Genomic DNA, 22,914 nt, shown 5'->3' on the forward strand with positions numbered 1-22,914 from the left:
AACCGCACCGTGTACTACCTGACCCTGGATGCCGCCCACCGTCCCGACAAGGTGTGGCGGTATCGGGCGGGCTCGGGTGCCGAACCGGAGCTGGTGTATCACGAAGCCGACGAAAAGTACTGGCTGGGCGTGGGTCTCACGCGCAGCGAGGCCTATGTCTTCATCGCCTCGGGATCCTCGATCACCTCGGAGTATCGCTACGCCGACGCCGCCGATCCGCAGGCTACGTTCACGGTCGTGCTGCCGCGCCGCGAGGGTGTCGAGTACGCGGTGGAGCACGCGGTCATCGGCGGGCAGGACCGGTTCCTGATCCTGCACAACGACGGCGCGGTCAACTTCACTCTGGCCGAGGCGCCGGTCAGCGATCCGACACAGCAGCGCACCCTGATCCCGCACCGCGACGACGTCCGGCTCGACGGGGTGGACGCTTTCGCCGGCCACCTCGTCGTCGGCTATCGCCGGGAGGCGCTGCCCCGGCTGCAGCTGTGGCCCATCAACGCCGACGGCACGTACGGCCGGCCCGAAGAGTTTTCCTTCGACTCCGAGCTGATGTCGTCCGGGCTGGCCGGCAATCCCAACTGGGCTGCGCCCAAGCTGCGGATCAGGGCCGGATCTCTGGTGATCCCGGCGCGTGTGTATGACATCGACCTGGCCACCGGTGAGCGCACGCTGCTGCGCGAGCAACCCGTGCTCGGCGACTATCGGCCCGACGACTATGTGGAGCGCCGTGACTGGGCGGTCGCCGATGACGGAACCCGGGTCCCGGTGTCGATCGTGCACCGCGCCGACATCGAATTCCCGGCGCCCGCATTGCTTTACGGCTACGGCGCCTACGAGCTGTGCACCGACCCGAGCTTCTCCATCGCCCGGCTGTCGCTGCTGGACCGCGGCATGGTGTTCGCGATCGCCCACGTGCGTGGCGGCGGTGAAATGGGCCGGCTGTGGTACGAGCACGGCAAGCTGCTGGAGAAGAAGAACACCTTCACCGACTTCGTCGCCGTCGCAACGCATTTGGTGGACTCCGGTGTCACCCGGCCTCGTCAGCTGGTCGCGTTGGGGGGTAGCGCCGGCGGTTTGTTGATGGGCGCGGTGGCCAACCTGGCGCCGGAGCTCTTCGCCGGAATTCTCGCGCAGGTCCCGTTCGTCGACCCGCTGACCACCATCTTGGACCCCTCCTTGCCGCTGACCGTCACCGAATGGGACGAATGGGGAAACCCATTGGCGGACAAGGACGTCTACTCCTACATGAAGTCCTATTCACCGTATGAGAACGTAGCGGCCAAGCGGTACCCGGCGATCTTGGCGATGACGTCGCTGAACGATACGAGGGTCTATTACGTCGAGCCGGCCAAGTGGGTCGCGGCCCTGCGACACGCCAACGGCGACGGCAGTCCGGTCCTGTTGAAGACCCAGATGAACGCCGGGCACGGTGGCGTCAGCGGCCGCTACAAGGCGTGGGAGGAGGCGGCGTTCCAATACGCGTGGCTGTTGGATGCCGCCGGGGCCCAGTCGTCGACCTAGGCCGCCGCGCGTCAGTCGCCGACCGGCGGGGTCGGTGGCTTCTTGGGCAGGAACGACGCCGGGATGATGGTGAACGCCACCAGCACGACGGCCAGGACGAACACCACCGCGTAGGCGTGCGCCAAGTGGTGAGACACATGGCTGGCGAGCTCGGGGGCAAGCTGCTGGCGCGGGACGGCCGACGGGTCGACCGGCAGGCCTCGCTTGCCGGTGCCGGCGCGCACCCCGCCCATCTCGTTCGCCGCCATCAGGGCCTCGTTGCGGTTGAACTGATTGGTCAGGATCACCGCCATCAGCGCGGCGCCGATGGACCCGCCTACCTGCTGGTTGACGCTGATCAGCGTCGTCCCGCGGGCGACCTGATGTGGGGCGAGCGCCTGCATGAGCGCCGCGGAGAGCGGCGTGGTGGTCAGACCGATACCCAGCCCCATGATCGCGAGCCCCGTCACCAGGACCGGTGAGTAGGCGGCCTGGCTGGCGACTCCGTAGGTGAAGACACCCAGGCCCACCGCCATCAGCGGCAGGCCGACGAGCACGATGTTGCCCGGGCCCCGCCGGTCCATGAAGGCGCCGCCGAGCGGCATGGTCAGCACCGCACCGATGCCGATCGGCAGCATGTGCAGACCCGACTGCATCGGCGTCTCGTGGCCGACGATCTGAAAGAAACTGGGCACCAGCAGGCCGACGCCCACCGAGGCGGCCCCGAACACCAGCAGCGTCACATTGACCTGGGTTACCACCGGGTTGCGGAACAGCCGCAGGTCGATCAGGGGGTGGTCGGTCCGGTACCAGGCATGCAGGACGAACGCGACGATCAGGCCCAGGCCGACGAGCGCGGGCACCAACACGTAGCGGTCGGCGATGGTGTGCCGCCCCGGGATGGAACACACCCCGCACAAAAAGATCGCCACGCCAGGCGAGAGCAGCAGCGCGCCGGTGATGTCGAGGGCCTCCGAGGGGGCCGAGCGGTCTTTCGGGAACATGATGGCCGCGAGCGCGAACGCCGTCAGCCCGATCGGCAGGTTGATCAAAAAGATCCATTTCCAGCCGTACGCGCCGATCAGCCAGCCGCCCAGGATGGGCCCGCCGATGGGGCCGAGCAGGATCGGGATTCCGCCCACCGCCATCAGGCGGCCGACCCGCTTCGGTCCCGCCTCGCGCGTCAGGATGACGAAGCTCAGGGGCAGCAGCATGCCGCCGCCGATGCCCTGGACCACCCGAAACAGGATCAGCAGCAAGATGTTCGGCGCTATCGCGCACAGCAGCGATCCCAGCGTGAAGATCAGCACCGAACCCATGAAGAGCCGTTTGGTGCCGAACCGATCCGCCGCCCACCCGGTAACCGGGATCACCGTCGCGAACGCGAGCATGTAGCCGGCGATCGTCCATGAGACGACGGCCTGCGTGGACCCGAACTGCGCGATGAAGGTGCGCTGCGCGACGGCGACGACGGTGCTGTCGAGGACCGCCATGATGCAGGCGAGCCCACACACCCCGGCGATCCGGAACAGCGCCGCGTCCAGCTTGTCGGGGTATTCGTCGGCGCGCAGCGACGGCCCCGGAGCGGTGGGCAACGGGACGTTGAAGGCTGCGGAACGGGTCTTCTGCATGGCGCCGCTGAGCATATCCACAGGGTTGCCCCGGCTGAAGCGTTTTTACCCGTATTCGCCTATTCGCACGGGTGTAATTCGCGGCGCGCGGATTGCGTCGCGACCGTGGTTAAGCGATAAACGGGCTGGTGGCGGTCCTACCTGGGCGAACAGCTTATTCGCCGGCGGTTTCGCTCGCGGGTTTTTTGGGCAGAAACCACGCCGGAATGAAGGTGCAAACCACCAGCACGACGGCAATCACGAATACCGCCGTATACGCGTGGGAAAGGTCGTGAGCCACATTGCTCCAAAAGTCCGGGGCGAGCGACGCCCGGGGTATCGCGGTCTGGTCGACCGGCACCCCGTCGACCGCCGCCTTCTGGTTCAGCGCGGCGAGCTTGTTTGCTGCGCGGATGTCGGGGCTCCGATTGAACTGATTCGTCAGGATCATCGACATCAGCGCCGTTCCCACCGAGCCGCCCACCTGGTGGCTGACGCTCATCAGCGTCGTTCCCCGGGCGATCTGGTGGGGCGCCAGCGCCTGCACCGAGGCCACCGACAGCGGCATCATGGTGCAGCCCATGCCCAGGCCCATGATCGCCAGCCCGACCAGCAGCGTCGGCAGATAGTGGGCCTGGGTGGCCACCCCGAAGGCGAAGGCGCTCAGGCCGGCGGTGATCAGCGCGATGCCGACCAGCACGATCTTGCCGGGGCCCTGCCGGTCCACCAGCGGACCGGTCAGCCGCATGGTCAGCATGGCGCCCAGCCCCTGGGGGATCATGTGCACGCCCGCCTGCATCGGCGTGTGGTGCAGCACCTGTTGAAAATAGCTCGGCAGCAGCAGGCCGGCGCCGAAGAACGCCCCGGCGAACACCAGCATCGTCACGTTGGCGTGGGTGAGCACGGGATTGCGGAACAGCCGCAGGTCGATCAGGGGATGATCGGCGTGCTGCCAGGCGTGCGCGACGAAGCCCGCGATCAACGCCAGGCCGATCGTCGCCGGTATCACCACGTGGCGGTCGGCCACGGTGCCCCGGCCCGGGACGGAGGACACCGCGAACAGGAACATCGCCAGGCCCGGCGACAGCAGCAGCACGCCGATGGCGTCGAAGGTTTCCGAGCGCGCGGGATGATCGCGCGGGAACACGATGGCGGCGAGTGCGACCGTGAGAAATCCGATCGGCACGTTGATCAGAAAGATCCACCGCCAGCTCGAGGTGTCGATCAGCCAGCCGCCCAGGATCGGCCCGCCGATCGGGGCGAGCAGCATCGGGATGCTCAGGATCGACATCAGGCGCCCCAGCCGGCCCGGGCCCGCTTCGCGGGTCAAGATCATGAATCCCAACGGCAGCAGCATGCCGCCGCCGATTCCCTGTACCATGCGAAAGACGATGAGCTGCAAGATGTTCGACGCGATCGCGCACAGCAAGGAGCCCAGGATGAAGGCCACCACCGAACCGATGAAGAGGCGCTTGGTGCCGAACCGGTCGGCGGCCCACCCGGTTATCGGGATCACGGTCGCCAGGGCGAGCGTGTAGCCGGTCATCGTCCAGGCCACGACGGCCTGCGAGGAGGCGAACTGATCGATGAAGGTTCGTTGGGCGACGCTGACGACCGTGATGTCCAGGATCGCCATCACCGTGGCCAGGATGCACACGCCGGAGATCCGCAACAGCGCGGCATCGAGCTTGTCGGGATATACCCGTTCCTCGACGCCCGGCTGCCCGGTCGGGTGGTGGGACGGCGGCGTCTTTGCCGCCGCGTACGACGCCTCATCCATGGCGTTGCTTAGCATATCGAACTGATCACCTGGCCCGACGTTTGCGGCCTGCGCGGGTTCGCCCTACCGCCGAATCAGTGAGCACGCATGGGCGCCTGCATATCGCCTGCTGTCTGCGTGTCCTTCACCGTTCCGACACTTGGGATCGGCAAACTGCTGGTGTGTCTGGAAAATTGATCGTCTCGGTCTCGGGGATCGGTGAACGCACCCTGCCCGACGTCGAGGCGTTCTGCACGCAAATGGATGCCCGCAAGGTGCCGGTGTCGTTACTGGTGGCTCCCCGCCTGTCCGGCGACTACCGGCTCGACCGCGACCCGGGAACCGTCGAGTGGCTGACCACCCGTCGCGCGGGCGGTGACGCCATCGTGTTGCACGGCTACGACGACGCGGTCACGAAGAAGCGCCGTGGCGAATTCGCGATCCTGCGGGCGCACGAGGCCAACCTGCGATTGATGGCCGCCGACCGGGTGCTCGAGCACCTCGGGCTGCGCACCCGGCTGTTCGCCGCACCCGGCTGGGTGGTGTCGCCTGGCGTTGTGAAAGCGTTGCCGGACAACGGGTTCCGCTTGCTGGCCGATCTGCACGGGATTACCGACCTGGTCCGTCACAGCACCGTGCGCGCCCGGGTGCTCGGCATCGGCGAAGGATTCCTCACCGAGCCGTGGTGGTGCCGGATGGTGGTGCTGTCGGCCGAACGGATCGCTCGGCGCGGCGGCGTTGTGCGGGTTGCGGTCGCGGCTCGTCACCTTCGCAAACCCGGGCCGCTGCAGGCGATGGTGGACGCGGTCGACCTGGCGTTGATGCACGGCTGCACCCCCGGCGTGTACCGCTGGGATCAGGCCAGGGCCGTGCTCGACGCCGCCTGAGGCAGCGACCGCCTGACCTGCTCGTCGGGGCACTACCCTGGTCCGACATGAGCGATTCTTCGGTTTCGGGGTTCCACGCCGATGCCATCGTCGTCGGGGCGGGACTGGCCGGCCTGGTCGCGGCTTGCGAACTGGTGGATCGCGGCTTGCGGGTGCTCATCGTCGACCAGGAGAACAGCGCCAACCTGGGCGGGCAGGCGTTCTGGTCTTTCGGTGGGCTGTTCTTCGTCGACAGCCCCGAGCAGCGCCGGTTGGGAATTCGCGACAGCCATGAATTGGCGCTGCAGGACTGGCTGGGCACGGCGGCGTTCGACCGGCCCGAGGATTATTGGCCACGCCAATGGGCGCACGCCTACGTCGATTTCGCCGCGGGGGAGAAGCGCAGTTGGTTGCGTTCGCGGGGGCTCAAGCTTTTCCCGTTGGTAGGCTGGGCGGAGCGCGGCGGGTATGGCGCACAGGGGCACGGCAATTCGGTTCCCCGCTTCCACATCACCTGGGGTACCGGGCCCGCGTTGGTGGAGATTTTCGCCCGTCAGTTGCGCGACCGCTCAGCCGTGCGGTTCGCGCATCGCCATCAGGTCGACGAGTTGATCGTCGAGGGTGAGGCGGTGACGGGCGTGCGGGGCACCGTGCTGGAGCCCTCCGCCATGCCGAGGGGCGTCGCGTCGTCGCGAAAAGCGTTAGGACAGTTCGAATTTCGTGCCGACGCGGTGATCGTCACCAGTGGCGGCATCGGGGCCAATCACGAACTGGTGCGCAAGAATTGGCCCAAGCGGATGGGCCGCGTCCCCGAGCAACTGCTGAGCGGGGTGCCGGCCCATGTCGACGGCCGAATGATTGGCATTGCGCAGCGGGCCGGGGCGCGGGTGATCAACCCCGACCGCATGTGGCACTACGTCGAGGGCATCACCAACTATGACCCGATCTGGCCGCTGCACGGCATCCGCATCATCCCCGGCCCGTCGTCGCTGTGGCTCGATGCGAACGGCAATCGGTTGCCGGTGCCGCTGTATCCGGGCTTCGACACGCTGGGCACCTTGGAATACATCACCCAATCCGGGTTCGACTACACCTGGTTTGTGTTGAACGCCAAGATCATTGAGAAGGAGTTCGCGCTCTCCGGCCAGGAGCAGAATCCCGATCTGACCGGGCAGAGCATAAAGGAGCTGCTGCGCAACCGGGCCAGTTCCGGGCCGCCCGGACCGGTCCAGGCGTTTGTCGACCGGGGCGTGGACTTCGTCAGCGCGAACTCATTGCGCGACTTGGTGTCCGCGATGAACAAGCTGCCCGATGTGCAGCCGCTGGACTACGCGACGGTGGAGGCCGAGGTCACGGCGCGGGACCGGGAGGTCGCCAACAAGTACAGCAAGGATGGACAGATCACGGCGATCCGCGCCGCCCGAACCTATCTGGGTGATCGGCTGGGACGGGTGGTGGCCCCGCACCGGCTGACCGATCCCAAGGCGGGGCCGATGATCGCGGTCAAGCTGCACATCCTGACCAGAAAAACATTGGGCGGCATCGAAACCGACCTGGCCTCGCGGGTGCTGAAGGCCGACGGCACGCCCCTGACCGGGCTGTACGCCGCCGGCGAGGTGGCCGGATTCGGGGGCGGCGGCGTGCACGGCTACCGCGCGCTGGAGGGCACCTTCCTGGGCGGCTGCATCTTCTCCGGCCGCGCCGCCGGCCGCGGCGCCGCCGACGACATCACCTAGCGGGGCGGCGCCAACCGGCCGCTAGAACGTGACGGCGTCTTCTTCGGGGAGCACCTGGAAGTCGGTGCTGGTCATCTCGGTGAGCCGGCCGTAGTAGATGCCCCGCGCGTCCGGGGCGATGATCCCCTGGTGAATCGGGACGGCGCGCTGGGGGGCCACCGCGCGCAGGTAATCGACCGCCTCGGACACCTTCATCCACGGCGCGGCCGCGGGCGTCGCCAAGACGTCCACCGGCTCGTCAGGCACGAACAGCGCGTCCCCGGGATGCATCAACCTGGCGCGATGGTCGGCGTCGCCCACCAAGAACGAAATGTTCTCTATCACAGGGATTTCCGGGTGGATGACCGCGTGCTTGCCGCCGGCGGCGCGGACGGTCAGCTCACCGATGTGCAGCTCGTCGCCGACATGGACCTCCCGGCAGGGCGCGCCCAGTTGCGCGGTGGTCTGTGGGTCCGCGTAAAGCGCCGCGTCCGGGTTACCCTCGAGCAACGCCGGCAGCCGTTTGGCATCGACGTGGTCGGGATGCTGATGGGTGATCAAGATGGCGGTCAAGCCGGTGATTCCCTCGAAGCCGTGCGCGAAGGTACCGGGGTCGAAGAGCAGGCGGGTGTGGTCGAACTCGGCAAGTAGGCACGAATGGCCGAAATGCGTCAGTTGCATATCTACGATTGTGCCTTGATGGACAAGCTGCCGATGCGCGTGATCCTGGCCACGATGCTGGTCGCCGGCGGTTTCGCGGTTGCTCTGGTGGTCGTCATTCCTGCGCACGCCGAACCCGAGACTTGCCCGGGGCTGTGCGACCGGATCCCGAACACCGCGTGGATCGATCAGCACGCCGTGCCGCTGGACGCGGTGTATCACTGGCCCGCGCTGGCCGGCCAGGCGGTGCAGACGACCGGTTCGGCGCCGGGGCCCCATTTCCGGTTCGAGGAGCTGTGCGCGGCGCCGGCGATGCCGCAGGACCCCCGCGACTCGGCCGTCGCGGCTCGCGCGACGGTCCAGCATCCCGACGGGCAGTGGCAACTGCAGGCCCAGGTCCTGCACTGGCGTGGGGACACCGCCCGCGGTGGTGCGACCGTGGCCACGGCATTCAGCAATGCCGTCGCCGCGCTGCGGGCCTGCCAGCAGCGCGCACCGCAGGAGTCTCCGTCGCTGACCAGCGACGAAACGACCCGGATGGCCGCCGTGATCAGCGGCCCGGTGGTGATGCACACCTATCTGTTCGCCCACCCGGCCAGCAGCACGATCAGCGAGGTCACGCTCTGGTCAACGGCGCCGCCGCAAGTGTCCTGGCCGGCCATGGGCGACGATGCGGTGCTGGGCGCGATGAGCGCACCGCTGTGCGAGGCCTACATTGCCTCGTGCCCGTAACCCCGAGCTGCGCTTTCGCCGGTAGAGTTGGCGCCGAAACGCCAACTTCTCAGGAGGACCGCCGGTGGCCCGGGTGATCGTGAGCGTGATGCCCAAAGCGGAGATTCTCGACCCGCAGGGTCAGGCGATTGTCGGTGCGCTCGGTCGCCTCGGACATCCGGGAATCTCGGAAGTGCGGCAGGGCAAACGTTTTGAGCTCGAAGTCGACGACAGCGTCGATGATTCGGCGCTCGCCGAGATTGCGGAATCGCTGCTGGCGAACACCGTGATCGAAGACTGGACCATCAGCCGGGAGACACAGTGACGGCACGCATCGGCATCATTACCTTTCCCGGCACGCTCGACGACGTCGACGCCGCCCGGGCCGCGCGCCGCGTCGGGGCGGAGCCGGTCAGCCTCTGGCACGCCGACGCCGATCTCAAGAGCGTCGACGCCGTGGTGGTGCCCGGCGGTTTCTCCTACGGCGACTATCTGCGGGCCGGTGCGATCGCCAGGTTCGCCCCGGTGATGACCGAGGTGGTGGAGGCCGCACGGGGTGGCCTGCCGGTGTTGGGCATTTGCAACGGTTTTCAGGTGCTCTGCGAGGCGGGGCTGTTGCCCGGGGCGCTGACGCGCAACGTGGGTCTGCACTTCATCTGCCGCGACGTGTGGCTGCGGGTTGCCTCGACCTCGACGGCGTGGACGTCGCGCTTCGAGCCCGACGCCGACCTACTGGTCCCGCTGAAATCCGGCGAGGGACGCTACGTGGCGCCCGCCGAGGTGATCGAGGAGCTCGAGGGCGAGGGGCGGGTGGTGTTCCGCTACCACGAAAACGCCAACGGCTCGCTGCACGACATCGCCGGGGTGAGCTCCGCCAACGGACGCGTGGTGGGTCTGATGCCGCATCCCGAGCACGCCATCGAAGCGCTGACCGGGCCGTCGGATGACGGCCTGGGCCTGTTCTATTCGGTGCTCGACGGCGTGCTCGCCGGCTGAGCGGAAACGCCTGCGGCATCGCGTAATTCGGCAAAGGACGCGCCGATGGCGTCGGTGGCCTCGTGCGGGTCGTGGAAAGTTTGATCGTCGGTGAGCACCGCGACGCCGAGCCGGTCCACGTAACTCCACACGGTGACGTTGACCGGGGCGCCGGGAGACAGCACGCCGGTGGAGTAGATCTCGCTGACGGCCGCGCCACCGAAGTGGCCCCGTTCGCGCGGGCCCACCACGCTGGACACCGCGACGTTCATCAGCTTGTTCGGCGCGTCACGCAGGCCCAGCCATCGAAACGCGGCGGGCGCCAACGCGGTCGGCAGGTAGGCCATCATCTTCCCGTACAGCTCCGGACCCAGGACTTCGTGGTCTTCCTTGGCGATCTTGGTGGCCAGGGCGACCAGTCGGGCCCGTTCCACCGGGTCGGCGACGTGGACCGGCAGCGAGATCATCAGCCCGCTGATCTCGTTACCGGTGATCCGGTCCGACTTGTCGGTGGCCGTCGGCACCGAGGCGATGATGGGGCGATCGGCCGCGCCGTCATAGGCCAGCAGCAGCGTGCGCAACCCGCCGGTCGCCATCGCCAGCACCACGTCGTTCACCGTGATGCCCAAGGCTTTTGCCGTCGCCTTGACCTCGGGCAGCGACAACGAGGTACTGGCGAACCAGCGCCGGGGCGAGACGACGTGGTTGAGGAAGGTCGGCGGTGCGTCGAACGCGTCGGCCAGGTCGGGGTGATCGCCGCGCTCGCGGGACCGGCGGCGCACCCGCATCATCCCGACCGCCGCGTCCCTGAGCAGCCCGGGCAGTTCGCCGATCTGGCGGACGTGGTCGCGCGCCGCCGCGCGCACCAGGTCGGCACTGGACATCGTGACGCCGGCTTCGTCGTTGTCGCGCTCGTCGGTGCGCCCGTCGCGCAGGTCCATCGCGCGGGCCAGCAGGTTGACCGAGGCGACTCCGTCGGCCAGCGCGTGGTGAACCTTGCCGATCAGGGCGAATCGCCCACCGGCCAGCCCCTCGGCGAAATGAAACTCCCACAGCGGACGACTGCGGTCCAAGGGGGTGGATGCCACCTCACCGATCACCTGATCGAGCTCGCGCCGCCCACCCGGGGCGGGCACCCGCACCCGGCGCAGGTGATAGTCGAGGTCGACCTCGCAATTCTCCTGCCACATCGGGTGATGCAGATGCCACGGGATGTCAACGAGCTTGTAGCGCAACGGTTCCAGCAGATGGAGCCGGCGACGCACGTGGCGGCGGAAGGCCTCGAATCCGAATTCGCCGTCGGCGTCGGTCGGGTCGATGACGGCCACCTTTAGGGTGTGGGTGTGCAGGTTGGGCGTCTCGCTGTAGAGCAGCATCGCGTCCATGCCGTTGAGTCGCTTCACAGGTCACCTCCAGCGGCCCCGGGCGCCGTCAGCCCAGGATCGGGAACCGGCGCTGCCCGGCCAGCCGCTTGAGCGCGGCCTCCATGACGGCGCGTACGTGGGCGTCGACCTCGTCGACGTCGGGGTCGTCGCCGAACTGGGCGGTGATGTCGATCGGCTCCAGAACCTCGGTGACGATCTTTGCCGGCAGGGGCACGTTGGGCGGGAAGATCACGCTGAGCCCGAACGGGAACCCGACGCTGATCGGCAGGATGTCCATCCGCGCCTTGGTTAGCCCCAGCTTGCGGGCGAACCAGTTGCCCCGGGTGAGGAACAGCTGGGTCTCCTGGGCGCCGATGGACACCGTCGGCACGATGGGCACCCCGGCTTCGATGGCGGTCCGCACGTATCCGGTGCGGCCATTGAAGTCGATCGTGTTCGCGCTGAAGGTCGGCCGGTAGGAGTCGTAGTCGCCACCCGGGAACACCAGTACCACCGCGCCGGAATGCAGGGCGGTGGCGGCGTTTTCGCGGCTGGCCTCGATGACCCCGAGCCGGCGCAGCCAGCCGTCCAGCGGGCCGATGAACAGGCCGTAGTGGCCGAGGGTGTACACCGGCCGGTCGTAGCCGAAGTGTTCGTAGAAGGCGGGGGAGAAGATCAGCACGTCCGGGGTCAGCATCCCCCCCGAGTGGTTGGACACCACCAGGGCGCCACCCGAGGGCGGGACGTTGTCGATGTGTCGCACCTCGGCCCGGTAGTACCGTTTGATGGCCGGCCCGAGCACTCTGGTGACCTGTTCGGTGAAGGCCGGGTCCCATTTGGCGGTTTCGTGGTTGTCCGCCGCGTCCACACCGTTGCCCGTCATGGCTCCCCGCTGTCTGTTCTGCGCTCTTTGCTATTTGTTGCCGGTGTGACGCCGGCCTCAAACCTGGACCCCTGGCTAGCATATGTTACTCTCCATTTAGGAGAATGTCATATCCGTTTGCTGGGGAGCGAGCGAGCAGTGGGGGAGCATGTCCGAAAAGGTTCTGGTTACTGGGGGTTTCGGCCTCGTCGGATCCCAGACGGTGCGGCGACTGGTTGCCGACGGCCATCGGGTCGTCGCGGCCGACCTCGGCACCGCCGCCCAGCGCAAGGCCGCGAACTCGCTGCCGGTGGGCGCCGAGGCGCACTGGGCCGATCTGACCGACCCGGCTCAGGTTGATCGCCTGCTCGCCGACACGTCGCCCTCCGCCATCGTTCACCTGGCCGCGGTGATCCCGCCAGGAATTTATCGCCAGCCCGCGCTCGGCCGCCGCGTCAACGTCGACGCGACAGTCTCGTTGCTGCGCGCGGCGCAATCGCGGCCGCATCCGGTGCGGTTCATCCAGGCGTCCAGCAACGCCGTCTACGGCGCGCGCAACCCCCACCGCCACGCCGAGCTGCTACGCCCGGATTCGCCGATGAACCCGGCCGACCTCTACGGCGCCCACAAGGCCGAAGCCGAACGCCACATCCGATCCGCCGACCTCGAGTGGGTCATCTTGCGCCTCGGCGGGGTGATGAGCGTGGAACCGGACGCGATGCCGTTCAGCGTCGATGCGTTGTACTTCGAAAGCGCCCTGCCGACCGATGGTCGCATCCACACCGTCGACGTGCGCGACGTCGCGCGCGCGTTCGCCGCGGCCGTCACCGCCGACGTCGCCGGTGAGACGCTGCTGATCGCCGGTGACGAGTCGCACCGCCTTCGGCAGGGCGAGATCGGCAAGGCGCTGGCGGCCGCGCGTGGTCTGGTCGACGTCTTGCCCGGGGGCCGGCCGGGCGATCCGGACAGCGACGACGGCTGGTTCGTCACCGACTGGATGGATACCGCTCGCGCCCAGCAGGTGCTGGAGTTCCAGCACCACTCGTGGCCGGACATGCTCACCGAGATGCGAGCCACCGCGGGGTGGCGGCGCTACCCGATGCGGCTGATCTCACCCCTGGCGCGGCGGTTCCTCAAGAGCCGTGCGGCCTACCGGGATGCGCCCGGACGCTACGCAGACCCGTGGGGCGCGATACGCGCCAAGCTGGGTGAACCGCGCCCGGATGCCCCGTCGGCCGACTAGCTCGGCGGAACTTCAGCCGGCCTCGCGCAGCAGTGACCGTTCCGTCGAAGGCAATTCGACGGACGGACTCAGTTCCTCGAAGAGCTCGGTTGCATCCGCGATGGTTCGGTCGACGAACGACGCGAAATCGTTGAACGAGACGTCGCTTCGGACCCATTGCGACTTGCGTGCCACCACGCCGATGCGATGCGGATCGGACGAGCCGTGCACGATCGCGGTGACGTGGCGGTCAAGGCGGTTCCACCTGTCGGCGAAGTAAGTCAGCCAGGGGCGGTCGGCCGCCGGGAAGTAGCACCCCGGGCTGACCCGGATGATCAGCACGTCGTCATGCGCCGGCGAGACCTCGAAGTGAATGTGCAGGCGCCGCGGAGCGCTGGTGACGAAGAAGTATTCGCCGTCGTGGTGGCCACGAAAATAACGCCGCCCGCGGGTGCGCAGGTAACGTTCGATCAGGTTCGCGCACAGCTGCTCATTCGTCATGAATAGATGTTGCGGCCGACATCTTTGTAGATGCTTGGAGCCAAGCGATGCGGCACCGAAGAATTCGTTGAGAATTCGCTGAGTGGCGGGCTACGCCTGGTCGCGCCGTTCCACGATCCCGGCGCCTGGACCCGGGACCGTACGCGGCAACGTGACCGAAAACCTGTATCGCTCGGGGCGATAGTGGAATTCCACCACCTCGAGCGGCTTGCCGTCATGGCCGTAGCTGGTGCGTTCGAGGACCAGCACGGGTGAACCCAGCGGCAGGTTGAGGGCGCCGGCCACCTCCAGCGATGCGCCGGCCGCGTGAATCTCATAGTTGGCCCGCGCGACGGGAATCTCGAGTCGGCGCTCCCACATGGTGTAGGTGCTTTCCATCGCCTGGGCGGTCTGCTCGTCGGTCGTGCTCCTCAGCAAGGGCTCCACGGCCTTGCCTAATCCGGTTGGCAGGTAGGCGATCATCAGGGCGAGGGGTTGCTCGCCGTCGCGGAACCGCCTGTGCACACAGAGGACTTTCGACAGGCCGAGAGTTTCCGCGATTCGCTGCGGCGCATCTTCGACTCGGTGCGACAAGACGTCGACGTTCGGTGTGATCCCGGAGCCGGCCAGAACCTCGGTGATGGTCCGCACGCCGGGTCCGAGTTCTTGTTTGACCGGGTTGGCCACGAAGGTGCCCAGGCCCTGCTTTCGCACCAGCCATCCTTGGCGTTCGAGCAGCCCGACGGCCGCGCGCACCGTCACCCGGCTCACGCGGGTGCGGTCGATGAGTTCTCGCTCGGTGGGCAGTCGCGCGCCGCGGGGCAGGCGCTGTTTGACGATCGCCGCCTTGAGGGCCTCGGCGAGCTGGGTGCTGGCCGGCACGCTGCCGCGCGATATCCGCAGATCGGCGGCGCCGAGATCCAGCGCGTCGGGGGCCACGAGATGTATTAAAACGTCTCGTCTCGGCGGGGTAAAGGCGGTACTGATCCGGTCGCTACGGCCGGTCGAGATCGATCCGCACCGTCAGCAGATCGGTGCCCAATGCGCGCACCAGCGAGCTGTTGAACCGCGGCAGGACGGCCAATCGGGCGACCGGGTCATCCTCGGGTAGCAGCACAGCAGTTCCCGATCGCCAGCGGCCGCGAATTCGGATGCGAACCCGGTTGTCGGCCTTGATGTTTCGGACGTAATCCGAGGAGTCGCCGTGGTCGGATACCAGCCAGAACGCTCCTTTTTCGAGCCGTCCTCCCACCGGGGTGCGCCGTGGCCGTCCGCTGACCCGGCCGGTTGTCTCCAGCAGTACCTGGGTGGGCAGACGCCGGGTGACCGGGTTGGCTACGTACCGATGAAAGCGGCTGACCCAGCGGCGTTTGCGGTCGGGGAGGGGTCCGTTCATGGTCATGGCCCCCAGCATTGTCGAGACTGGCGGTCTCGTCAATAGGAGCGCTAGCCTGCAGCTGTGACGGTGAACCGGCGGGCGCATACGGGCAGCCGACGCAATGAAGCGGCGGAGCGGGCAATCCTGGATGCGGCCGCGGACTTGTTAGCCGCCGCGGGCGGAGACGTTCAGATCACTGTGTCCGCCATCGCCGAGCGGGCAGGCGTAGGCAAACAAACGATCTACCGCTGGTGGCCATCGAAAAGCGCGGTGCTGCTCGATGCGATGGTGCACCGGGCGCAGCAAGCCGCACCGATACCCGACACCGGGCGCCTGGACGGCGATCTGCGCGCGTTTCTCAGCTCCACCTTTTCCGCCGCGGCCGTCCATCGCACGCTGCTGATGGGCGCGCTACGTGAGGCGCTGGGCGACGTTGCGACGATGGAGCGGCTGGCGGCCTTCACGGCGGCGCGTCGCGAAGAGTTGGCGCGGATAGTGCACCGGGCCGAAACCCGCGGTGAGATCGCACCGATGGACCGGCCCGAAATCGTGGTCGACCAGGTTTTCGGATTACTCTGGTACCGAATGGCTTTCGCTCACCAGCCGCTCGATGAGCAGGCCGCCGATGATCTGGCGGCCGCGGTGGCGGCCCAGCTTCGCACGACCCGGGAGGATTGACGTGCCGTTCGCCGTGGAGAGGTTCGACCACATCGTCTTGAATTGCCGCGACGTCGAAGCCACCGCCGCATGGTACGAGCGGGTGCTGGGCATGCGGCGTGAGACGTTCGGGCCCTCGCGCAGAACGGCGCTGCGCTTCGGGAAGCAGAAGATCAACCTGCGACCGGTCGGGGCGTTGGTCGACGAGCCCGACTGGTTCACCGGGTCCGTCGAGGCGGCCGGTTCCGAGGACCTGTGCTTTGTCACGCGCGCCAGTCCGGATGACGTGCGCGCCCATCTCGGCGCGTGTGGGGTGGAGGTGATCGCCGGACCGGTGACCAAAGTAGGGGCCCTGGGCGAGATGACCTCACACTACTGCCGTGACGTCGACGGAAACCTGATCGAGATCGCCGTCTACTAGGAGTCGGCCAGCGGATACAGCGCGGGAAGGTTGATCACGATCGCTTCCTGGGTGCTGCGGGCGATCACCACCTCGGCGGTGGTGTCGGGGTCGGGGTTTTCCTCCCGGTGGGGCAGGTACGGCGGGATGAAGACGTAATCGCCGGGTGCGGTGGCGATGCGGACTTCCTCGTTGCCATCGTGAAAGACGAACTCCGGGTTGCCACTTCGCACATAGATGGCGGTTTCGGATTCACCGTGGTGGTGGTTGTCCGAGGCCGATCGCGGCGACGCGTGCGTCTCACCCATCCAGAGCTTCTCCGCGCCGACCGACCGGCCGGACAGGGCGGCGAAGCGCCGCAGCCCCTCGGATTGTGCGGTATCGGAGCTGATCTCGGATGCCTTGATGTGGCGTACCCGGTTGCGTGCGACCGGCGTCGCTGTGTCGTCGAAGTCTGGATGGAACCCGTCTGCGGTGGCCATCGGTCAATTATCGTCCGTGGCGTCCCGATACGCCTCGAGCAGTCTGAGCCATAGCTCGCTGATTGTCGGGAAGCACGGCACCGCATGCCACAGCCGGTCGACCGGCACCTGGCCGGCGACGGCGATGGTCGCCGAGTGTAGGAGCTCGGTCACGCCCGGGCCGACGATGGTCATGCCGAGCAGGTGACCGCGATCCGCCTCCACCACCATCCGCGCGCGGCCCGTGTAGCCGTCGGCGTAAAGCTTGGCCCCCATCACCACGTCGCCGATTTCGACGTCCACCGTGCGGACCCGGTGCCCGGCCCGTTCGGCTTGCGCAGCCGTCAGTCCGACGGCGGCGGCTTCGGGATCGGTGAAGAAGGCCTGCGGCACCGCATGATGGTCGGCGGTCGTCACATGCGCGCCCCACGGTTTGGTGTCCAATGGCTTTCCCGCCGCGCGGGCGCCGATGGCCGCACCGGCAATGCGGCCCTGGTACTTGCCCTGGTGGGTGAGTAGGGCCCGGTGGTTGACGTCGCCGGCCGCGTAAAGCCAGCCATCCTCCGCGGCGCCGTGGACCAGGCAGGTGTCGTCCACCTCGAGCCAGCTGCCCGGTGTCAGTCCCACAGTCTCCAAACCGATGTCGTCGGTCAGCGGGGCGCGTCCGGTGGCGAAGAGCACCTCGTTGACCTCCAACCCGGTGCCGTCGTCCAACTCGAGGACGACGTGGGATTCGTCCGGTCGGCGCAGCGCGCGAACCGACACCCCCATTCGCACGTCGACGCCGCCCTCGGTGAGGCCCCGCCCGATCAGCTCACCCACGAAGGGCTCCATTCGCGGCAGCAGTCCAGAGCCTCGCACCAGCAGGGTCACCTGGGAGCCCAATCCCTGCCACGCCGTGGCCATTTCGACGCCCACGCCGCCGGCGCCGACGACCGCCATCCGTTCGGGGACCGCGCTGCTATCGGTGGCCCGCCGGTTGGTCCATGGCCTCGCCTCGGCGAGGCCGGGCAAGTCGGGCAGCGCCGACCGGCTTCCGGTGCAGATGACCACCGCATGCCGTGCCGTCAGTGCCAGCCGTTCGCCGGCGCCGTCGGTGACGACGACGCGGCGCGCGCCGTCCAATCGCCCGTGCCCGCGTATCAGGGTCGCGCCGATCCCACTCACCCAGTCGGCCTGGCTGCTGTCGTCCCAGTCGGTCACGTAACGGTTCCGTCGGCCAAAGACGCCCTCGGCGTTCAGCGGCCCGGTGACCGCATCCCGCGCACCGTCGATTCTGCGGGTGTCGGAAAGCGCAATCACCGGGCGCAGCAACGCTTTACTGGGCACGCATGCCCAATACGAGCATTCACCGCCGACTAGTTCCCGCTCGACCAGAGCAACACGCAGTCCTGCGGCGCGGGCGCGTTCGGCGGCGTTCTGGCCGATCGGCCCGGCGCCGAGGACTACGACGTCGAACTCTGCTGCCCCAGCTGCTGCCATGCTCGACGATCCTTTCGCTTGGTGGCCACGGCGCCGAGGGTGCACGCCGTGTTTCATCGGAGCTCGATCAGCCGCTCGGCGAGCTCGCGTAGATCTCTGACGACGATGTTCGGCTGCGGCAGGCCGTCGACCGGCAGCGGTGCGTTGCCCCGCCGGGTGATCAGAGCCCCACCGAATCCGACACTCTGCGCACCGATGGTGTCCCACACATGTGCGGCGACCATCATGCAGTCAGCCGGGGCGATCCCGATCGTCTCGCATGCGTACTGATACACGGCGGGTGAGGGCTTGAAGACGCTGCGCGCATCGACGCTCAGTTGGTGTTCGAAGTAGCCCGCTAGCCCCGAACTCTGCAGAGCCGTCGGGCCATCCGGGTTGGGCGGGGAATTACTCAGGGTTGCCAGCCGAAAACCGTTGTCACGCAGCGCCGCAAGCCCCTCGGCGACATCGGAGTGTGCCGGCATGGTGAGCAGTCCTACCTTCAGGCGGTCCAGATCGTCGTCGGTGACGTCCACCCGGTGGATGTCGCCCAACATGCGCAGCACCCCCTGGGCGAGCACCGGAAACGTCACGTAGTGGCCGGCTAGCGTGATGGCCGTCGAGTACATGATCAACTGCGCAAACCATTCCCGCAGGACGCCGTCGTCGCCGAACAACTCGCCGAAAAGCGGTGCGATCGACTCGATATCGAGCAACGTCTCGTTGACGTCGAAGATCAGGACGGACGGTGATGCCATCGCTAGCGCTCGACGTTCTTTCGTTGGGGGATGTCCGGTCGGAGATACCCCACGAGGCACAACACAATCAACGACATCGCCGCCACCGGCCACCACAAAGCGAGCAGCGCCGCCGTCACGAACACCCCGAGGGTGATGAACGACCGCATTTGCAGCATGCGGCGCATCCGCGCTGAAACGTCTTGGTGGGAGGGCCGATCCACCGCTTCCCAGCACAGCGCCAGGTAGGTGATGTTGACCAGGACGAAGACCGCGGCGTACAGCGATACCGGCGCCGGCGCCAGCCTGCTGTCGGCTATCCACTCGGTGGTGAACGGGATCAGCGACACCGAAAACAGGTGCGCGAAGTTCGACCACACCAGCCGCGGGGTCGCTACCTGGGCGTAGTTGAACAGGTGGTGATGGTTGACCCAGACGATCGCTATGAACAGATAGCTGACCACGTAGCTCAGCCCGGTGGGCCACAGCGGAAGCAGGGCGCGAAAGCCATGGGCGCTCGGTGGTCTGAGTTCCAACACCAGGATGGTGATGAGCACGGCGAACACGCCGTCGGAGAATCCGCGCAGCCGTTCAGGACTGGAGTCTCGTTCTGCCACCGCTACCTCCCGCTGCCCCATGCCTGAGCCGCTGTCAAGCCGACTGATGGTTCCGCTCCTGCACCACCCAGGCATTGCCGTCGGGATCGCGGAAGTCGGCAAAGCTCGCATAGTCACCCCGATGCGGGTCGGTACCCGGGAGGAATCTGCCGCTCCAGCCGCCGTCGGTGTCCTTGTGACGTATCTCGCCGACGGTTATGCCGCGATCAGTCAATTCCGCGCGGCAGGCCTCGATGTCGGAGACCACGAGATAGAGGCCCCGCACCGAGCCACTCGGCGCATCGGTCAGGCCCACACCGAATTGGATCGAGGTGCCCGAGCCTTCGGGCGTCAATTGGATGACCCGGAACTCGGGGGTGGGTGCGTAATCGACGTCGAGGTTGAACCCGACCTGGTCCCGGTAGAACCGTAGCGAGCGATCGGGATCCGCGACGGGTAGGACGACGACTTCCAGGGACGCCCTCATGAGGCGCTCCGGTTCTGTCCTGACACCTCGTCCGTGTCGAGTCCACGGTCGACGCCGTGTGGGATTACGGTCTGGCCGGGTTCGAGCTGAAGTTGCTTACCGTCGAGGTGCACGTCGATCTTGTCGGGTTCGAAGGACACCAGATTGCGGACCCGCGCGACCTCCGTCCAAGCGTCCACATAAGACCATGCCGCGCGCTTGCGGGTTCCGATGTCATAGTAGGAGCAGATTCCCTTGTACGGGCAAAACGTCTGGATATCGTTGGGTTTCAGCGCGGACTCGTCGGTATCTTCGCGCGGCACGTACCATCTGGGCGCAAAGCCTGACTCATACAGCGCCAACGGGCGATGAGTGTCGGCGACCACCCGGTCGCCGTCCCGGACAACCAGATGCCTTGCGGTAGAACGAATGTCGATACGGTGATAGGCGTCCGCGGCGTGCCCGACGATCCGTTCCTCTTCCTCGTAGAACGCATCCATGGCGCGCCAGGCAAACGCCACCCGGCCCTCGAGAACGGCGGCATACGCCGGTAGCCCGGTGTGTTCCCACGCGCTGTGATTGGTCTCGCGCCCCGATGCGGAGACGGAGAACCACTGGGTGGCCCCGAGATCGCGGTGTTGCGTCACCCGGTCCTCGGCGCGCAGCGTTTCGTCTTCGATGTCAGCGCGGGGAAAGTAGGTGACTGGATATCGGCCCGGTTCGTGTAGCAGGATCACGTCTTCGCTGTCGACTATCCATCTGTCCGCGAAGCGTACTCTCATCCGTCGCCGCAGCGGCTCGGCGAAGAGCAGCCGCGCCGGCAGTGGCTGCTCGGTCAGGAAATGCCCCACCGATCCCGTCGCAAGCGGGCCTTGCTGCCATGCGAGCCCCATGATCGTGTCCCTTCGTCGCGAAAACTTTTCGGCGTCCGCGGTCACGTCACTGCATGACGACGACCATCTTCCCGCCGGCTTCTCCCGCCTCCATCACGCGGTGCGCCTCTCGGATCTGCTCGAAAGAGAAGATGTGTGACGGCTTCGCATCCAGTTCGCCGTCGGCAACCTGCCGGGCGATGTCTTGCAGGGGTACGTCTGAGAGCGGAAAGCCCGGTGTCCCAAAGACGAAGCTCCCGAAGAAGTTCCAGTTCACGCCGCTGGCCATGCGCAGCAGCGGGTTGAAATCGCCAATCGGGTCGAGTCCGCCCAACCATCCGGCCAGGCACGCCGTGCCGCCGCGCCGCAACATGTCGAGGGAGTCGAGGATGGTGCTGTTGCCCACCAGGTCCAGGACCGCGTCAATGTCTTTGGTTTCGGGGATGTGGGAGGCCAGGTCGCGCCTTTCCAGTTCGACGCGCGAAGCGCCTAACTTTTCCAGCATCGGCAAGCGATCGCTGCTTCGCGCCGTGGCGATGACCCGCGCGCCGGCGGTGACCGCCATCTTGAGTGCGGCTTGGCCGAATGAGGAGGTCGCGCCCCGTAAAACCAACGTTTGTCCGGATCTCAGGTCGAGGTTGCGGAACAGGCATGTCCAGGCGACCGCGTAGGTCTCGGGCAGGGCGGCCAAATCCGACCAGGGCAGGTCCGACTCAATGAGGGCGACATTGGCGGCGCGAACCCGCGTGTACTCGGCGTAGCTGCCGTTGATGGTGCGCCCCAGCCCGCCCATCAGCGCCGCCACCTTGGCCCCGACCGGGAATTCGCCGCCCGGGCACGAGTCGACGATGCCGACGCATTCGATCCCGCTGACCTCGGCCGCCTCAGCCCATTCACCGCGACGCATGTGCATCTCGGCGTGGTTGATGCCGAAACCCTTTACCGCAATGACGACTTCGCCATCTTTCGGCAGGGGCTTGGGGATGTCGGTGTAGACCAGACTGTCCAGGCCGCCAAACTTTTCCAAGATGATCGCCCGCATGGTTTCCCCGCCGGGTTGCTCGCGTACGACCGCCGGTGCGGTTGGCAGCTGAGGTGACTCGAGCACGGACATCGGCTGCCTCTTTCACCATCGTTGGCGGCGACGGCGCCCGGCGGCGCGACGCAAATATTGGGCCAACTGACCCATTATTATGGGCGTCCACACCGACCATGTCCAGCGAAAGGTCAATACTCAGGCCTCGCGCCGACCGCGAGACGACACGGCTCGACGCTTACGCCGCGGCGGGTGCGCCGCGAAGGAGCGCACATAGTCGACCGCGGCATTGACGGCGACCCGCAGCGGTTGCGGATCGCCGGTGACGTGGGTGAGCATCGCGCCGCCCTGGTGCGCGGCGACCAGCGATACGGCCAGATGCCGCGCGTCGGCCTCCGGGCGCAGGTCTCCGCGCTCGCGCATCGACTCCAGTCCGGCCCGAAACAGGTCGATCCATTGGTCGTATCCCGCGGCCAGGTCATCGTGGACCTCGCGGTCGCCCTCGATCAGCTCACCGGCCAGGGACCCATAAACGCAACCGCCGACGCGGTACACGGCGTCGATGTCGGCCACGCAGGCATCGGCCCACGCCCGCAGGGCATCTAGGCTGTCGAGTCCGGCGAACTGTGGCCGAGTGTGAAAGTCCCGCACGTCATTACGGCGCGCATCGATGACGTGGCGGGTCAGGTCGCGCTTATCGCCGAAGTAGTGCGAGATCTGGGATCCGCTCACAGCGGCGGCGCGGCGAACCTGGTCGACGCTCGTGTTGGCGACGCCCCGCTCGAACATCAGCCGGGCGGCGACCTCGATGATGCGCGCGCGTGTCGCCAGTCCCTTGCGGGTGAAGCGCGATGGGTTGCGTTCGGTCACTTCACCACCTTCGGCACCAATCGCTCAGCCGGCCCGTCGCGCCGGGCGACGCGCGCTGGACCGGCGCGGCGGACGGGGTGCGCGCTCGGCAGGGTCGGTGGCGAACAGACGCAAATAGTTGATCGCGAAGCGAATGGCGTCGGCGTGGGGCCACTCCTCTCGGTAAGTGAAGGTCAGCACGCCACCGCCCTGGTGCGCGGCGACGATCACCAACGCCAGCTGGTGTGGATCGGCATCGCGAACCAGCAATCCGTCG

25 protein-coding genes and 1 pseudogene are annotated in these 22,914 nt (G+C 67.2%); 9 read left to right on the top strand and 17 right to left on the bottom strand.

Features of this window, described 5'->3' with window-relative positions; translation table 11 throughout:
* On the top strand, positions 1-1,521 hold a 1,521-nt coding region (locus tag A9W96_RS02555), incomplete at its 5' end, for a S9 family peptidase (protein WP_067137777.1).
* 11 nt (positions 1,522-1,532) lie between these two features.
* Here the strand turns inward: A9W96_RS02555 and A9W96_RS02560 are convergent.
* Both A9W96_RS02560 and A9W96_RS02565 read right to left on the bottom strand, forming a co-directional pair.
* On the bottom strand, positions 1,533-3,146 hold the full coding sequence (locus A9W96_RS02560) for a DHA2 family efflux MFS transporter permease subunit (protein ID WP_067137780.1): 1,614 nt from the start codon (positions 3,144-3,146) through the stop codon (positions 1,533-1,535).
* Positions 3,147-3,285: 139 nt separating this feature from the next.
* Positions 3,286-4,905: a DHA2 family efflux MFS transporter permease subunit gene (locus A9W96_RS02565; protein WP_067137783.1), complete on the bottom strand. Its 1,620-nt coding sequence runs from the start codon at positions 4,903-4,905 to the stop codon at positions 3,286-3,288.
* A 146-nt stretch (positions 4,906-5,051) separates the two neighbouring features.
* Between A9W96_RS02565 and A9W96_RS02570 the strand changes: the two genes are divergently transcribed.
* Complete coding sequence (locus tag A9W96_RS02570) at positions 5,052-5,756, top strand: DUF2334 domain-containing protein (RefSeq protein ID WP_066865397.1); 705 nt, start codon at positions 5,052-5,054, stop codon at positions 5,754-5,756.
* A 47-nt stretch (positions 5,757-5,803) separates the two neighbouring features.
* On the top strand, positions 5,804-7,471 hold the full coding sequence (locus tag A9W96_RS02575) for an FAD-binding dehydrogenase (RefSeq protein ID WP_067137785.1): 1,668 nt from the start codon (positions 5,804-5,806) through the stop codon (positions 7,469-7,471).
* Between the two features lie 21 nt (positions 7,472-7,492).
* Here the strand turns inward: A9W96_RS02575 and A9W96_RS02580 are convergent, their stop codons facing one another.
* On the bottom strand, positions 7,493-8,131 hold the full coding sequence (locus A9W96_RS02580) for an MBL fold metallo-hydrolase (protein ID WP_066878806.1): 639 nt from the start codon (positions 8,129-8,131) through the stop codon (positions 7,493-7,495).
* On the opposite strand from A9W96_RS02580, the gene A9W96_RS02585 reads away from it, so the two are divergent.
* From A9W96_RS02585 to purQ, 3 genes are all read left to right on the top strand, one after another.
* Positions 8,108-8,842 (top strand): ATPase, encoded by a 735-nt coding sequence (locus A9W96_RS02585; protein ID WP_197499378.1) that lies wholly within the window; start codon positions 8,108-8,110, stop codon positions 8,840-8,842. The two genes, A9W96_RS02580 and A9W96_RS02585, sit on opposite strands and share 24 nt — an antisense overlap.
* A gap of 64 nt (positions 8,843-8,906) precedes the next feature.
* On the top strand, positions 8,907-9,146 hold the full coding sequence (purS, locus tag A9W96_RS02590) for a phosphoribosylformylglycinamidine synthase subunit PurS (RefSeq protein WP_044487430.1): 240 nt from the start codon (positions 8,907-8,909) through the stop codon (positions 9,144-9,146).
* Positions 9,143-9,817, top strand: coding sequence for a phosphoribosylformylglycinamidine synthase subunit PurQ (gene purQ, locus A9W96_RS02595; protein ID WP_066878808.1), 675 nt, complete (start codon positions 9,143-9,145; stop codon positions 9,815-9,817). The genes purS and purQ overlap by 4 nt, the downstream gene beginning before the upstream one ends.
* Here purQ and A9W96_RS02600 read toward each other — a convergent pair.
* Entirely contained in the window at positions 9,784-11,199 is a 1,416-nt protein-coding gene (locus A9W96_RS02600; RefSeq protein WP_197499379.1) for a wax ester/triacylglycerol synthase family O-acyltransferase, read from the bottom strand. The genes purQ and A9W96_RS02600 overlap by 34 nt on opposite strands.
* Before the next feature lie 28 nt (positions 11,200-11,227).
* Positions 11,228-12,043, bottom strand: a complete 816-nt coding sequence (locus A9W96_RS02605) for a lysophospholipid acyltransferase family protein (protein ID WP_066865412.1) — start codon at positions 12,041-12,043, stop codon at positions 11,228-11,230.
* Between the two features lie 148 nt (positions 12,044-12,191).
* Between A9W96_RS02605 and A9W96_RS02610 the strand changes: the two genes are divergently transcribed.
* Positions 12,192-13,265 (top strand): NAD(P)-dependent oxidoreductase, encoded by a 1,074-nt coding sequence (locus A9W96_RS02610; protein WP_067137787.1) that lies wholly within the window; start codon positions 12,192-12,194, stop codon positions 13,263-13,265.
* A gap of 12 nt (positions 13,266-13,277) precedes the next feature.
* Here A9W96_RS02610 and A9W96_RS02615 read toward each other — a convergent pair whose 3' ends face one another.
* The 3 genes from A9W96_RS02615 to A9W96_RS02625 form a co-directional block, all read right to left on the bottom strand.
* On the bottom strand, positions 13,278-13,745 hold the full coding sequence (locus A9W96_RS02615) for a YbjN domain-containing protein (RefSeq protein WP_066878813.1): 468 nt from the start codon (positions 13,743-13,745) through the stop codon (positions 13,278-13,280).
* 90 nt (positions 13,746-13,835) lie between these two features.
* Positions 13,836-14,663, bottom strand: a complete 828-nt coding sequence (locus tag A9W96_RS02620; RefSeq protein ID WP_067137790.1) for a GntR family transcriptional regulator — start codon at positions 14,661-14,663, stop codon at positions 13,836-13,838.
* 55 nt (positions 14,664-14,718) lie between these two features.
* Positions 14,719-15,126, bottom strand: coding sequence for a nitroreductase/quinone reductase family protein (locus A9W96_RS02625; protein ID WP_066878827.1), 408 nt, complete (start codon positions 15,124-15,126; stop codon positions 14,719-14,721).
* A 63-nt stretch (positions 15,127-15,189) separates the two neighbouring features.
* Here A9W96_RS02625 and A9W96_RS02630 point away from each other — a divergent pair, with 63 nt between their 5' ends.
* Both A9W96_RS02630 and A9W96_RS02635 read left to right on the top strand, forming a co-directional pair.
* Entirely contained in the window at positions 15,190-15,780 is a 591-nt protein-coding gene (locus tag A9W96_RS02630; protein ID WP_066878829.1) for a TetR/AcrR family transcriptional regulator, read from the top strand.
* Between the two features lies 1 nt (position 15,781).
* Positions 15,782-16,180, top strand: a complete 399-nt coding sequence (locus A9W96_RS02635) for a VOC family protein (RefSeq protein ID WP_067137792.1) — start codon at positions 15,782-15,784, stop codon at positions 16,178-16,180.
* On the opposite strand, the gene A9W96_RS02640 is transcribed toward A9W96_RS02635, so the two are convergent.
* The 9 genes and pseudogenes from A9W96_RS02640 to A9W96_RS31975 form a co-directional block, all read right to left on the bottom strand.
* Complete coding sequence (locus A9W96_RS02640; RefSeq protein ID WP_066865426.1) at positions 16,177-16,641, bottom strand: cupin domain-containing protein; 465 nt, start codon at positions 16,639-16,641, stop codon at positions 16,177-16,179. The genes A9W96_RS02635 and A9W96_RS02640 overlap by 4 nt on opposite strands.
* Before the next feature lie 3 nt (positions 16,642-16,644).
* Positions 16,645-18,102: an NAD(P)/FAD-dependent oxidoreductase gene (locus A9W96_RS02645; RefSeq protein WP_067137793.1), complete on the bottom strand. Its 1,458-nt coding sequence runs from the start codon at positions 18,100-18,102 to the stop codon at positions 16,645-16,647.
* 53 nt (positions 18,103-18,155) lie between these two features.
* Positions 18,156-18,839, bottom strand: a complete 684-nt coding sequence (locus tag A9W96_RS02650; protein WP_066865432.1) for a haloacid dehalogenase type II — start codon at positions 18,837-18,839, stop codon at positions 18,156-18,158.
* A 2-nt stretch (positions 18,840-18,841) separates the two neighbouring features.
* Positions 18,842-19,435 carry a TMEM175 family protein gene (locus A9W96_RS02655; RefSeq protein ID WP_231998426.1) on the bottom strand — a complete coding sequence of 198 codons (594 nt, stop codon included), beginning with the start codon at positions 19,433-19,435 and terminating at the stop codon, positions 18,842-18,844.
* Positions 19,436-19,469: 34 nt separating this feature from the next.
* Entirely contained in the window at positions 19,470-19,901 is a 432-nt protein-coding gene (locus A9W96_RS02660) for a VOC family protein (RefSeq protein ID WP_066865438.1), read from the bottom strand.
* Positions 19,898-20,773 (bottom strand): DUF427 domain-containing protein, encoded by an 876-nt coding sequence (locus A9W96_RS02665; protein WP_067137797.1) that lies wholly within the window; start codon positions 20,771-20,773, stop codon positions 19,898-19,900. Before A9W96_RS02665 ends, A9W96_RS02660 begins: the two co-directional genes overlap by 4 nt.
* A gap of 46 nt (positions 20,774-20,819) precedes the next feature.
* On the bottom strand, positions 20,820-21,866 hold the full coding sequence (locus A9W96_RS02670; protein ID WP_066865441.1) for a zinc-binding alcohol dehydrogenase family protein: 1,047 nt from the start codon (positions 21,864-21,866) through the stop codon (positions 20,820-20,822).
* A 120-nt stretch (positions 21,867-21,986) separates the two neighbouring features.
* Positions 21,987-22,658, bottom strand: coding sequence for a TetR/AcrR family transcriptional regulator (locus A9W96_RS02675; protein ID WP_066865445.1), 672 nt, complete (start codon positions 22,656-22,658; stop codon positions 21,987-21,989).
* A 24-nt stretch (positions 22,659-22,682) separates the two neighbouring features.
* Positions 22,683-22,914 (bottom strand): annotated as a pseudogene (locus A9W96_RS31975) (TetR/AcrR family transcriptional regulator); the annotation flags it as partial.

The sequence above is a fragment of the Mycobacterium sp. 1245852.3 genome, from assembly GCF_001669335.1.
GTDB classification, from domain to species: Bacteria; Actinomycetota; Actinomycetes; order Mycobacteriales; family Mycobacteriaceae; genus Mycobacterium; species Mycobacterium europaeum_A.

Excerpts from the sequence above, each read along its gene's own strand:
- A9W96_RS02625 (WP_066878827.1), bottom strand. The coding sequence starts at position 15,126 with ATGACCATGAACGGACCCCTCCCCGACCGCAAACGCCGCTGGGTCAGC.
- A9W96_RS02665 (WP_067137797.1), bottom strand. The coding sequence starts at position 20,773 with ATGGGGCTCGCATGGCAGCAAGGCCCGCTTGCGACGGGATCGGTGGGG.
- A9W96_RS02650 (WP_066865432.1), bottom strand. The coding sequence starts at position 18,839 with ATGGCATCACCGTCCGTCCTGATCTTCGACGTCAACGAGACGTTGCTC.
- A9W96_RS02575 (WP_067137785.1), top strand. The coding sequence starts at position 5,804 with ATGAGCGATTCTTCGGTTTCGGGGTTCCACGCCGATGCCATCGTCGTC.
- A9W96_RS02580 (WP_066878806.1), bottom strand. The coding sequence starts at position 8,131 with ATGCAACTGACGCATTTCGGCCATTCGTGCCTACTTGCCGAGTTCGAC.
- A9W96_RS02645 (WP_067137793.1), bottom strand. The coding sequence starts at position 18,102 with ATGGCAGCAGCTGGGGCAGCAGAGTTCGACGTCGTAGTCCTCGGCGCC.
- A9W96_RS02560 (WP_067137780.1), bottom strand. The coding sequence starts at position 3,146 with ATGCTCAGCGGCGCCATGCAGAAGACCCGTTCCGCAGCCTTCAACGTC.
- A9W96_RS02670 (WP_066865441.1), bottom strand. The coding sequence starts at position 21,866 with ATGTCCGTGCTCGAGTCACCTCAGCTGCCAACCGCACCGGCGGTCGTA.
- A9W96_RS02605 (WP_066865412.1), bottom strand. The coding sequence starts at position 12,043 with ATGACGGGCAACGGTGTGGACGCGGCGGACAACCACGAAACCGCCAAA.
- A9W96_RS02585 (WP_197499378.1), top strand. The coding sequence starts at position 8,108 with ATGGCCGAAATGCGTCAGTTGCATATCTACGATTGTGCCTTGATGGAC.
- A9W96_RS02610 (WP_067137787.1), top strand. The coding sequence starts at position 12,192 with ATGTCCGAAAAGGTTCTGGTTACTGGGGGTTTCGGCCTCGTCGGATCC.
- A9W96_RS02615 (WP_066878813.1), bottom strand. The coding sequence starts at position 13,745 with ATGACGAATGAGCAGCTGTGCGCGAACCTGATCGAACGTTACCTGCGC.
- A9W96_RS02640 (WP_066865426.1), bottom strand. The coding sequence starts at position 16,641 with ATGGCCACCGCAGACGGGTTCCATCCAGACTTCGACGACACAGCGACG.
- A9W96_RS02565 (WP_067137783.1), bottom strand. The coding sequence starts at position 4,905 with ATGCTAAGCAACGCCATGGATGAGGCGTCGTACGCGGCGGCAAAGACG.
- A9W96_RS02660 (WP_066865438.1), bottom strand. The coding sequence starts at position 19,901 with ATGAGGGCGTCCCTGGAAGTCGTCGTCCTACCCGTCGCGGATCCCGAT.